The sequence below is a fragment of the Bacillus sp. AFS073361 genome, assembly GCF_002567005.1.
Lineage (GTDB): Bacteria > Bacillota > Bacilli > Bacillales > Cytobacillaceae > Neobacillus.
In genome coordinates, this window is the sequence record NZ_NUZU01000230.1 from 1 (window position 1) to 11,398 (window position 11,398).

Sequence of the window (11,398 nt, forward strand, 5' to 3'; positions counted from 1 at the left end):
CAGAAGTTAATTTTCATGGTGGTGGAACAAGAACAAAGATCCCTGCTACGACTCTTTGTTAGTTAAAGCATCGAAATATTAAAACTTTGTAGCAAAATGAGGTTTAGGTGTAGTTCATAGAATACCTGCATTTATTTTGGTAATAAATTAGCATTCTCGATTATAAATTTAAGTAAATGTCATGTTATTGGTGGGAGAATATATGAGGTATGTTTTTGATCAAGGGGAAATTCTAGAAGAATCAAAGGTTTCGGTTAGTATAAGAAATAAAGGATTAAATTATGGGTTGGGATGCTTTGAGGGAATTAGAGCTTTTTGGAATGAAAGTCAAAACCAATTGTTTATTTTCCGAATCTACGACCATTATAAACGATTCCATGACTCTGGTAATTCTCTTCATATCCACATTCCATATTCAACAATACAATTAATTCATTGGACAATTCAATTATTAAGACAAAACAATGTTCGGGAGGATGTCTATATACGACCCATTTGCTTTAAAGGAGCAAATACACTGCGTCCTGTTTTAATAGACCCTTTTAATCGGGTAAGTATTTATTGCACAAAGATAGAGTATATGCCAAAGCCTGCTCTAAAGGTTTGTGTTTCTTCATGGAATCGATCAGGTAATAATATGATTCCTCCCCAGGTGAAATCGACGGGAAGTTATTTAAATTCCGGATTAGCGACTTCTGAAGCAAGTTTAAATGGTTTTGATGAAGCTATTTTTTTAACGGATAAGGGGAATGTAAGTGAAGGACCAGGCGAAAACATTTTTATAGTAAAAAATAACAAATTGATTACCCCGCCAATATCCGATAATATACTTTCAGGAATTACGCGTGATACTATCATTCAGTTGGCTAAAAACGAATTGCATTTGCCTGTTTCTGAGAAAAGTCTGTCAAGAACAGAACTCTACTCTGCTGATGAAGTATTTTTCACAGGCACAGCTATAGGTATCAAACCTATAATAAATATTGACAATAGGATTATAGGAAAAGGTAGTGAAGGTGCTTTTACTAAAAATATCCGCTTTCTTTATGAAAATATTGTTAGAGGAAACAATCCAAATTATTTTGGTTACTGCACACCGGTGTATTAGCAAGTATGGCAGTCTGATAAATAAAGTATACCTCCGATTGAATACCTATGGGGATTGCATCACTTAAAGGGAAAAAAGGCTACCTTCGTTTAATGAAAGCCCTATTTGTGCAAATAGAGAAAGGACCGTCACTGGTCTACCCTATGGACGGTCCTTCTACGATAATCATTTAATTCGAATAGAAAGCTGCATAACCCGCAACGATGCAAATTACCAAAAATAATGCAATAAGTGATAAAATTATTTTAATGTTTTAGACACATTCAGTTCCCCTATGTATAACCAAAGCCTTTAAAATACGCTATTTCAATAATACATTCTCCCTTCAATCAACATTTTCCTTCTTAAACTAAACTGCTCGGTTAGTACAATAAGAAGAAGGAACCACCGTAGCGATCCCTTCTTTAACATAAGCACCAAAAGTATTATACTGCATACCAGTTCTGTAAACACATTCGTTCTAAATCATTTACGGTAAATTTAAGTGAATTTAATAAACCAACCTTTTTTTCATAAGTGCTTTTACAATAGCACCTTTGAAAAAAAATGAAATTAAATGCAATAGAGCGATAAAAAAGATCATTTCTTCTTTAACTAAACTGCATCGTTAGTCCAAGAATAACCGGCAATTATTGCCCATAATAATATCCCCTGACATTGTCATAGGGATTATTCAGTTATATCAGGTAAAAACGATTTAATCACTCTGTCGATTGGGCTTGAGATGCCTTTTGTACCTGTGTTACGGCAGTTAGAGCAGACGAAATCTCGTTTGATGCCTGTTTAATCGCTTCCTGGGAAAGTGTAGGATCGGAGTTTGCCTTTTCAATTGCTTTTGTTAATAATTCCTGGGTGAGTGTTACATTTGCTTTTGCTTGATTTAGTTGATTTACATCAATTTGAGTCATAAGAACATCTCCTTTTAATTGTAATACCTCTATATCATCACCTTTCATTCGATTATTATTAAAGGAAAAAACTACCTCAAAATTGTAAAAGTGTTATGTATTTTTAGTTTTAATTCTTAAACTAAGTTAAAAACTCAATATGGAAACAAATTTTTATTCGCAATTCTACACAAATGTACACAACATCCTTTACAGTCTTGTCTGGATTGCATAAACTATTATGACTTCATTAGAAAAGAGTGAAAATAATGTCAACAAACTTAGTTGCAACAGTAAGAATTGTCTTGGCTTTAACAGTACAAGCCATTCGATTTGCGAATAGTGCAAAACTTATCATTCAACAACTTGAAGGTTTTGGTTTACCACCCAATCCAATCAAACCAGTTTTATATCAAGATGCCATCGATAATCTGTCAGATGCTTTTAATACTATTGATGCTCCCCCTTTAAATATACAATGGCCAACTGATCCTATCCTTCCACCTAACCCTATCTATCCTAATGATCCCATAAGAATTAAACTATCAGACAACCGAGCATTGCTGGCATTAGATAAAACCAACGATGCTATCAGATATATTTACACAGCTATACTTTTAAGTGCTGATCCTGACATCACTGAGCAACTGCTTTTAATTAGATTCCAGGTAAAAGCTGCACGTCTCGCACTTGAAGATGGTATTGATGCCCCTCCATTTGCACGGGATGTAAAGAGTTGATAATTTATCGGCTCTTTTTATTTAGTTTTCAAACGTTCTTTTTACACTAAACAGCCCTACATATTCCTACCCTTTCTCTTAATTAAATTAAGTAGGAAAATTAATCTGTCCCCTTCTTCCCACTTAAATTGACATCTATACTAACACATAATATAGTAAGTATAATACTAACTACTACATAAGGAAGGTCATATATGGAGGAAATTGTTAAAGAACTTCAGAAATTAGGTTTTTCCCAATATGAGTGCAAAGCTTATATTAATCTGCTAATAAATTCACCTGTCACAGGATATGAGGTTAGCAAGAGATCTGGTGTGCCTCGTTCGATGATCTATGAGGTGTTAGGGAAGTTACTGGATAAAGGTGCCATTTATACCGTTCCTTCAGAACCTGTAAAGTATGTTCCTCTTCCTGCCGAAGAGCTAATTCGGCGATTACGTAAAAGTTTTGAAGATTCCTTTGACTTTTTAGAAAAGAATTTAAAAACGCTGGAAAATGAAAGGGAAACCGATGTTATTTGGCGTGTGAATAGCGATGAACACGTAATGGCTGAGATTGTGAACATGATTGAAAAGGCACACCATGAAATCTGGCTGTCCATTTGGAATCCACAAGCCTCTTTCATCAAGGAAGAAATAGAAAAACGAACTAATGAGGGAATAAAGGTGTTTTCTATGCTTTTTTCAGAACCAGAAACTAAACTAGGGGTTACATACCACCATGATTTTATGGCTCCGAAAATAGCAGAAAAACGGATGGGTGGGCGACTAACGATTGTGGCTCGCGACATGGAAGAAGTGTTAATAGCTAATTTTGCCCCGAATACTGCTGCTTGGGCAGTCAAAACAAAAGATCCTGCACTAGTTTTGGTGGCAATCGAATATATCCGGCATGATATTGCCTATGGTGAGTTAACAAAACAAATAGGAACGGATAAAGTCAAATCATATTGGAGAAACGATCCAGATTTGTATTACGTAGTTACAGGAAAACGGTTCGAATGAAGGACCGTATTTTCTTTGATTTTTTTATAGTAGTTAGTTAAATAACATCTATAATAATAGAAAAACAATTGAGAAAGGGTTGAGTGACATTTGATTCATACAATATCGATTCTAGTAAAGAACCATCCGGGGGTCTTGGCTCAATTATCCGACCTTTTTGTTCATAGAGGATATAATATTGAAAAAATCAAAGCGGGAAAATACAAGAAAACCAATTTAACGCAAATAAATATGGCCGCAACGGGTAGTGAGGATTCATTTGATTTGCTTATAGATCAACTTGGAGCATTATCACAAGTAGTAAAAGTAGATATAGCTAAGCAAAGACGGTATTCATTTTGGTTAGTAGCTTTTTGTTTGTGTATGACCCTTCTTGGTACGAACTTGCCTGCTCCTCTTTATTCTTTGTATAAAGAAAAATGGAATTTTACTTCCGGGACCATGACTTTTATCTATGCACTTTATGCATTAATTGTGATTCCAACCATCATCACGGTTGCACAGCTTTCTGAGCAGTGGGGAAGGAAAAAAGTGCTATTTACTGGGGTCACGCTTTCTATCTTTGGGTCCATTGGCTTTGCTGTATCAGACGGAGTCAATGGACTAATATTAGCTCGCATTTTCCAAGGATTATCCGTAGGAATTCTGAACGGAATTGCTGTGTCATATATGACAGAGCTTCATCCTTTTCAAGACAAAGTGAAAAGTGCATTTGTTGCCGCTATAGCAGGTACGCTCGGAAATGCCTTGGGGCCACTTATTTCTGGTTTTCTTGGAGAATATGCTCCCTATCCTTTACAATTTTCTTATCTTATACACATTTTACTTGCTGCAACTGGAATATTAGGATTAAAGTTCATGTTAGAAAAAAATGTTCCTACAAACCGAGCAGCTTCTCTTCGACTCCCCTCGGTGACGAAAGAATTTCGATGGCCTTTTCTAATGGCATCCTCCACTTCTTTTCTATCTTGGGGAATTATGAGTTTAATGTTATCGGTGATGCCCACATACCTTGGACTTTTTACTAGTCATGCGAGTTTAAGTTTATCCGGGACGATGGTCGCTTTAGTTTTAGGCGTGTCCACCTTACATCAGATCATGTTGAGAAAACAGTCTGCCTTTCGGTCAATCATTATAGGCTATATTTTATTAATTATTGGGCTAATCTTTCTCGTTGTTACCTTATTTACAAAGTCATTATTCTTCCTTATATTAACAACGGTCTTGATTGGATTAGGGAACGGTCCTAGCTATGCCGGCAGCTTAGCTTATCTGAACCAAATTTCCACAAATGAGATGCGGACTAATTTGACATCATTATTTTTCGTAGTAACCTACTTAGGCATCAGCATTCCTATGGTGACACTTGGATATATTGGAGAATTGATTGGTCTTACCCACGCTATTCAATGGTATTCGTATATCATGATTGGTTTTATCATCTTGAGCCTGATTAAATGGCTGAGAGGGAAAAGGTTCGTTCCTAATGGCCAAGTGTAATTCAAAAGTCTAGCTTTTAATATGGTACCTATAGATAGGACACTTGAAAAAGAGTGTTTCATCTATAGGTTTTTTTTATATACTTAAATCTTTAAGATACGGGGACCAGGAGAACAGCTATGAGCAAGGGCAAGTTCGGATCTACGTTCGGGCAAAATTTATTAAAATCCCTCTTTTTCATCTAAAAATAACCCGGCAGACTTGCTGTCGGGTTATGATGATGACTGGTTTATGAAGAAGTTCCAAGCAAAATGAAATGTAAATTAAGTACAGGAACAGGAAAATCAAACATCCACCACAGCCCAAATATAATCCGAATCATCCACGCTAAAATTGTTTTTTTGTAATGTATCAATTTTAATGGATAATTTTTTCTTGGCCAGATCTTAATCCTCCAGAATCGGGATTCATCTTCTACTATATACCATTCCATCAATGATCATTAAGGTTCTACCGTCTTCGGTAAATCCACTATGACGGTTTAAATATTCCACGGGAATGATTTCTCCTGTTTTTTCATCGTAAAAAACAGTGAAGGCTTCATCGGTCAAAAAATCTCCATTTAAATTTTTATCAACGTTTGGTATGGATTCACGGAAATTAATATTGGTATCGATTTCAAACTTACCCTCTTCATTAGTACAAAAAGACATTGTAAACCCTCCACTCTTCTTTTTTTCGTATTTTTTTCATTTTTTCTGGAGTTATCCAAAACTTAATAAAAATTATTATGCCTAAATATGCTGCAAGAATTTTTTACTTTTTAGAGATGAACTTGTTATTATCTCAAGTATGGGTAACGTATGAATCTGATAAACGTATTGAAGGCTTTTCGCCGCAAACATTAAAAGCATATAAACTATAGTCCGGCTTACTTATACGGCCGATTGACTTGTGTAGATTATTTCACTTATTTTCAATTACAACACATCATCGCTTAATCAATCCCGACAGGTGTACTTCTAATACTTTATCTTCTTTATCGTTGTAAGTAGATAACAATACAGTAATGATTCCCGATTCATTCTTCGTCGCTTTCTTATCGATAACCTCGGCGATGATATACAATTCATCACCAGGATACACCGGTTTTATAAATTTCATATTATTCATCCCTGTTCCAGCGATGATATCATCACCATAGATACCTTGTTCAATCCAAAGCCTTACTGAAATGCTTAATGTATGTAGTCCGGAAGCGATGATTCCATCAAATCTCCCCTGCTTTGCTTTTTCCTCATCTAAATGCATATATTGAGGATCAAATTCTCTTGCAAATCTCATAATATCCGCTTTTGTCATTTTGAAGGACTTAGTTTCAAACACCTGTCCAACTGTAAACTCATCAAACTTCATAATTACACCTCTTATTTAAAAACTTTTGCACTTGTTTATATTAAGGTAGCATCAAATGCATATCAAGTAAAAAAAATACTCAAAATCCTCTAAAATCAATAGAAAAGAATACTTTTTTGGGGATATATATAATTCATCTTTGTGATTGTAAATACCTTATTTAACTATCCTGTTTAGTAAGTTCAATAAGAAAAAAAGACGCTGCTACAGCAACCTCTTGTTTAACTCTTGCACCCGTTAGCTTATGTACATCATTTCACAAACTTTAATTTCATAATAAAAAATGGTTGCCGCAGCAACCATTAACGATTTAGATAATGTCCCATAAATATAGTAAAAGATTATCGATGGGCTCGTTCTCCGATAATATTACCTATACGACTCAATCCTTTTTCTGCCGTAAGAATCATTTGGTCAAATAACTCCTGAACCGTAGGAACATTGTCTATAAGACCGATGACCTGTCCAGCCCATCCGAATCCTTCTGCTTCATTTCCATCATAGATATACCTGCAATTAGCCTTTCCGCTAATTATATCTTGCAGGTCTTCATAGGTTGCTCCCTCTTTTTCACGTTCGATAATATCCAGAGTAAATTCACTTTTCAAGACACGTCCTGGTGAACCTATTGTTCTTTTTATAATTACTGTATCCGACTCTTTCGCATTAACAATTGCCTGCTTATATTTCTCGTTTGCGTGAACGCATTCTTGAGTAGCAATAAAGCGAGTACCCATTTCAATTCCTTCTGCCCCAAGTGCAAAAGCTGCCAATAAACCTCGTCCGTCGCCAATCCCACCGCTCGCTAACACTGGAATCGATACGGAATCGACTACACGAGGAATAAGTACCATTGTACCAATATCGTCTCGTCCTAAATGTCCACCGCCTTCTTGTCCAACTGCCATTACAGCATCAGCACCGAGTTGTTCTGCTTTTTGTGCCTGTCTAACACCTGCAACAAGGACAAGCGTTCTAATATTTTCTCCTTTTATACGTTCAAAAATAGGTTGGGGATTTGCTCCTGTTATAGAAATTGCAGGTACCTTCTCTTCAATAGCAACCTCAAGCAATTCCTTATATTGCCCATCGTGCCTTGCAATAGCAAAGTTTACGGCGAATGGCTTATTGGTAAGTGAGCGTACTTTACGAATTTCCTCACGAAGTTTTTCAGTTGAGCCTAGTGTTGCAGCAGTAATCTGTCCGAGTCCTCCTGCATTCGAGACCGCAGCAGCCAGTTCAGCAAAAGCAAGGTAGGCAAGTCCCCCTTGTACTATTGGATATTTAATTCCAAAAATCTCCGTTACTCGTGTTTTCATAGTTTCTCCCACTCCTTTTCAGATGTGCTATGTATTTGTTTAAACATTCCACACAAAAGATAATTAATCCTGCAACTACTCCTAAAAAGGAAGCACTTGTTGTGTTAAGCTGCCCCATTTGTTCAATAAGAAGTTCAATAAAAAATGCGTTAATCCTAATTGGATCAACGCACCCGTTATATACGTTTAACGTGACTCTTTTTGCGGTTGGCACACGTCACATTTACGTTGGTTATTATTTTTAAATTTCGTAAATGTTTTTTCAAAGTTGCTACCACATGTACATTTAAACAGTAACTTTTGAGAAAAACCGTGATATTCCGTCGTTAGCAACTTACTTTCTGAATTGTTCTCAACAAATTCTTTAATTTTACCAATCGTCCATCGTTTATTCATTCTCTTAACCCCCATATTTTATCGCTAGTCGGAGGCTTTTCTTGGCATCCGTTCAAATTATGAGTAAAAGTCGTAATTATCCTAAGTTCCTCATTATAACATGAGCAGGTACACAATTAAACAAATGGAAGATATATTATTAAACTGCCCCGTTACTTCAAAAAGAAAAGCATTACAGTTGTCCCAGTAATGTACCCATTAGTGGAAGAAGCAAATGCGTTAACAGATACCATAGGAAGCCTCTGTAGCAAGGTTTTAAAACCTAAAATAATTTAGAAAAAGAGTAATTTATGAATAAAATTTATAATCTGGCGGAAAATATTTTCACAAATAATGTAAATTATAAAGGGTGGAAAATTTGGAAAATACCCGTATTGATAAATTTGATGAAATAGTAAAAATGGGGAAAAGGTCCACAAACGATTTAATTGATTATTGGAAAGAATATGAACTGTATGCTTCTTTTGAATACTGGATTTTGGTAGCATTTCTGATTGGTCCGCTTATCATACTTTTTTTTAAAATTGATAAAAATAAAATTTTTTTAATTGGCTTTTTTGGTTATAGTATTCATATAATATTTGCTTATGTGGACTTATTCGGAAAGCATGCTGGGTTCTGGAATTATCCAATTCCATTAATTCCTCATCTGCCTGGTTTAGCTATAGATTCAAGTCTAGTCCCAGTTTCTTTTATGCTTGTTTATCAATGGACATTAAATAATAAAAAAAATTACTACATATATTCCTTTATTACTGCAATAATTTTTGCATTTGCTATAAAACCGATACTAGTTGAACTAGGGTTATTTAGAATGTACGGAAATACAAACTATGTTCATCTTTTAATTGGCTATATTTTTGTATTATTAGCAGCAAAATTTATAACCAACGTTTTTTTATGGACTCAAAAAAAATACACAACTCCTAAATAATATCAGCCCCAATTCCGATGTTTTTCATTATTGATTTTCTAAAATGAATGATTCTGATTTATCATTCCAAATTATGTAACCAGTGGAATAAGACAAAGACAGAAATTGCCCTGGTTGTAAGAAAATATCAATTATGTTACATTCCCCACTATAATAAATGGTTTTCCTTTAATTGAATAACAACCATCTAGTAGAACATTGAGCACGAAAAAAACGACTGCACCGTAGCAATCGCCTTATTTTAACTTAAACGTTGGAACAAACAAGTTAAATGTTGTTTGGATTGTTGGCTTTGATTTTAGAAGCAGTAAAAACAATAAAATCTGTATCGCTGGAACCACCGACTTTGAAAGATGCTTCACTTCGTAAGCTATTTGTTTTAAGTTCATATAGGACTAACCCTGAGGGAGAGACGTCAGCTAAAGGTGCCTTATCTAAGAATGAAAAACCAGTTGTTGTAGCTGGCATAAATTCTAGAAATGGGATATTATCGGTCGTGCTAAATATTTCAGTTCCATTGCGGAAGATAGAAAATCGTATCAATATAGGAAAGGTATTAGGATTTATGGAATGAATAGTTGCATGTAACAAAACGCGATCACTCGGATCATCTATATGCAAAGTGGCTGTCCCTATTGTAATAGGTGTCAATCTAATAGGTTCGAAATCACTTCCCGGTAATACACTTCCATCAAATTCTGTAAGCAATCCCTGTTCACCGTTAACTGGTGTAGATGAAATATTAATTACAGGATTGACGTTAATTGTCGGGTTAAAAGTATTCTTATTAGTATTTCCGATTGGACAACAACATGGATTCTTCTCGCAATTTGGACAATTTTTTGAATCAGATCTTTTTTTACTATTACTCAACCATAAGCATCTCCTTTCTTTTCTCCTTTTTAACCAACATCTATGTTCATTATATTATCTCATTTAGAAAAATTAGTTCTTGGGAACAGGGTAATTTTTTAAGTAATTAACCTGCCCCGATAGAATAAGAAAACGGGATCGCCGCAGCATCCCGTCTTTTACTTAAGCAACTGTTAGTTCAACAGTTTATTTCATAAAAATGTTAATACAATGGCAATTATGCCAAATAAAATCAGCAGGATTCCAACCATAAAAATCCCTGTCACATATTCAAATATGGTAAAGAAAAAGGCAACCTTCTTTATCTTACTTCGCTCTTCAAATAGAATTTTTAAACCATCTTTAACTTCATAAAAACTAAGTGAACTTAAACCAAATCCAATAATAATACAACTAATTCCTACAAATAACTGTGTCATAACTTATTTTCTCCATTGATTATTAAAAAGGGTTGGAATAAGAATAAACTCTGAAGCAGTAAACGTCCTTAAACTCTTACATCCGATAGCTGAAAATGGTGGAAACTGAGTCTGAGAAGAAAAATTACCTAATCTCCTATAGCGTATATGTGTTTCTTTTGTTTTATTGCATCTTCACATAGATCTTTAAATTCTTGTGCAAAAGCCCTTATTTCTTGTTCCTTCTCATTCATGGAAATATGTTACAATTATATATACGTATTATTATAAATTCACAATAGTCGAAATGGAGATTTTTTTATTGAATCAAATAAAACAGTTAGTTAGATGGCTTTTTAAACGAGGTTCCAGAAATATTAGTGGATTAATATCTTATATTTTTGTTTTTATGGCAATCCAGTTTTTTGATTATAATCTCGTGAGAAATAACCCATTAATACTTATTCCTTTATTTATTGCTTTACTAATTCTTAACCAGCTGATTGAAAGCCTGCTATGTAAAATATTGGGGGACAAAAATAAAGAGATTGGATTTGGTTATTTTGTGTTAACAATCATGATAATAATAGTATTTTCCTCCACTTCAAGATAAACCTCATGCTAAAAAAATTCCTTGCTTTGGTTGTACGGTAAGGGCTAGTATTCGTTGCTTTGTTAATTCAAAAATGATTATTTTTTTTGTTTAGATGTCTTTTGCTTTTTTATAAGTTTTTGCAGTTCATTATTTTTTTCTTCTGATACCTCAAAGTTGACGACCGCTAAACCAACACGAATTAGAATCATTAGCATCACACCCATACCTACGACTAAATAAATCATTGTAAACCATTTACTTAACGTTGCTGTCAGGAGTCATTTTTAA

General features: G+C 34.6%; 12 protein-coding genes. 5 read left to right on the top strand and 7 right to left on the bottom strand.

What is annotated here, in order from left to right:
* Positions 1 to 202 precede the first annotated feature (202 nt).
* Positions 203 to 1,108 carry a branched-chain amino acid transaminase gene (locus COJ96_RS27830; RefSeq protein WP_098576921.1) on the top strand — a complete coding sequence of 302 codons (906 nt, stop codon included), beginning with the start codon at positions 203 to 205 and terminating at the stop codon, positions 1,106 to 1,108.
* A gap of 701 nt (positions 1,109 to 1,809) precedes the next feature.
* Here the strand turns inward: COJ96_RS27830 and COJ96_RS27835 are convergent.
* Positions 1,810 to 2,016: a hypothetical protein gene (locus tag COJ96_RS27835; RefSeq protein WP_098576924.1), complete on the bottom strand. Its 207-nt coding sequence runs from the start codon at positions 2,014 to 2,016 to the stop codon at positions 1,810 to 1,812.
* Between the two features lie 248 nt (positions 2,017 to 2,264).
* Between COJ96_RS27835 and COJ96_RS27840 the strand changes: the two genes are divergently transcribed.
* The 3 genes from COJ96_RS27840 (at position 2,265) to COJ96_RS27850 (ending at position 5,239) form a co-directional block, all read left to right on the top strand.
* The gene (locus COJ96_RS27840; protein WP_098576926.1) at positions 2,265 to 2,735 is read left to right on the top strand and encodes a hypothetical protein; all 471 of its coding nucleotides are present in this window, start codon (positions 2,265 to 2,267) and stop codon (positions 2,733 to 2,735) included.
* A gap of 194 nt (positions 2,736 to 2,929) precedes the next feature.
* The gene (locus COJ96_RS27845; RefSeq protein ID WP_098576929.1) at positions 2,930 to 3,739 is read left to right on the top strand and encodes a TrmB family transcriptional regulator; all 810 of its coding nucleotides are present in this window, start codon (positions 2,930 to 2,932) and stop codon (positions 3,737 to 3,739) included.
* Positions 3,740 to 3,829: 90 nt separating this feature from the next.
* Complete coding sequence (locus COJ96_RS27850) at positions 3,830 to 5,239, top strand: MFS transporter (RefSeq protein ID WP_098576931.1); 1,410 nt, start codon at positions 3,830 to 3,832, stop codon at positions 5,237 to 5,239.
* Positions 5,240 to 5,646: 407 nt separating this feature from the next.
* Here the strand turns inward: COJ96_RS27850 and COJ96_RS27855 are convergent, their stop codons facing one another.
* The 4 genes from COJ96_RS27855 to COJ96_RS27875 all read right to left on the bottom strand — a co-directional run bounded on the left by COJ96_RS27855 (position 5,647) and on the right by COJ96_RS27875 (position 8,310).
* Positions 5,647 to 5,892 carry a hypothetical protein gene (locus COJ96_RS27855; protein ID WP_098576934.1) on the bottom strand — a complete coding sequence of 82 codons (246 nt, stop codon included), beginning with the start codon at positions 5,890 to 5,892 and terminating at the stop codon, positions 5,647 to 5,649.
* 277 nt (positions 5,893 to 6,169) lie between these two features.
* Positions 6,170 to 6,595: a MaoC family dehydratase gene (locus COJ96_RS27865; protein WP_098576937.1), complete on the bottom strand. Its 426-nt coding sequence runs from the start codon at positions 6,593 to 6,595 to the stop codon at positions 6,170 to 6,172.
* A gap of 341 nt (positions 6,596 to 6,936) precedes the next feature.
* Positions 6,937 to 7,914: an NAD(P)H-dependent flavin oxidoreductase gene (locus COJ96_RS27870; RefSeq protein WP_098576939.1), complete on the bottom strand. Its 978-nt coding sequence runs from the start codon at positions 7,912 to 7,914 to the stop codon at positions 6,937 to 6,939.
* A 186-nt stretch (positions 7,915 to 8,100) separates the two neighbouring features.
* Entirely contained in the window at positions 8,101 to 8,310 is a 210-nt protein-coding gene (locus COJ96_RS27875; protein WP_098576942.1) for a hypothetical protein, read from the bottom strand.
* Between the two features lie 358 nt (positions 8,311 to 8,668).
* Here COJ96_RS27875 and COJ96_RS27880 point away from each other — a divergent pair, with 358 nt between their 5' ends.
* Complete coding sequence (locus tag COJ96_RS27880) at positions 8,669 to 9,244, top strand: CBO0543 family protein (protein ID WP_098576945.1); 576 nt, start codon at positions 8,669 to 8,671, stop codon at positions 9,242 to 9,244.
* A 267-nt stretch (positions 9,245 to 9,511) separates the two neighbouring features.
* Here COJ96_RS27880 and COJ96_RS27885 read toward each other — a convergent pair whose 3' ends face one another.
* Entirely contained in the window at positions 9,512 to 10,117 is a 606-nt protein-coding gene (locus COJ96_RS27885; protein WP_098576947.1) for a hypothetical protein, read from the bottom strand.
* Between the two features lie 191 nt (positions 10,118 to 10,308).
* Positions 10,309 to 10,536, bottom strand: coding sequence for a hypothetical protein (locus COJ96_RS27890; protein ID WP_098576949.1), 228 nt, complete (start codon positions 10,534 to 10,536; stop codon positions 10,309 to 10,311).
* Positions 10,537 to 11,398 lie beyond the last annotated feature (862 nt).

What these genes read in the sequence shown, in the direction of transcription:
- COJ96_RS27875 (WP_098576942.1), bottom strand. Translation starts at nt 8,310, where the DNA reads ATGAATAAACGATGGACGATTGGTAAAATTAAAGAATTTGTTGAGAAC.
- COJ96_RS27870 (WP_098576939.1), bottom strand. Translation starts at nt 7,914, where the DNA reads ATGAAAACACGAGTAACGGAGATTTTTGGAATTAAATATCCAATAGTA.
- COJ96_RS27845 (WP_098576929.1), top strand. Translation starts at nt 2,930, where the DNA reads ATGGAGGAAATTGTTAAAGAACTTCAGAAATTAGGTTTTTCCCAATAT.
- COJ96_RS27840 (WP_098576926.1), top strand. Translation starts at nt 2,265, where the DNA reads ATGTCAACAAACTTAGTTGCAACAGTAAGAATTGTCTTGGCTTTAACA.
- COJ96_RS27890 (WP_098576949.1), bottom strand. Translation starts at nt 10,536, where the DNA reads ATGACACAGTTATTTGTAGGAATTAGTTGTATTATTATTGGATTTGGT.
- COJ96_RS27830 (WP_098576921.1), top strand. Translation starts at nt 203, where the DNA reads ATGAGGTATGTTTTTGATCAAGGGGAAATTCTAGAAGAATCAAAGGTT.
- COJ96_RS27865 (WP_098576937.1), bottom strand. Translation starts at nt 6,595, where the DNA reads ATGAAGTTTGATGAGTTTACAGTTGGACAGGTGTTTGAAACTAAGTCC.
- COJ96_RS27855 (WP_098576934.1), bottom strand. Translation starts at nt 5,892, where the DNA reads ATGTCTTTTTGTACTAATGAAGAGGGTAAGTTTGAAATCGATACCAAT.
- COJ96_RS27835 (WP_098576924.1), bottom strand. Translation starts at nt 2,016, where the DNA reads ATGACTCAAATTGATGTAAATCAACTAAATCAAGCAAAAGCAAATGTA.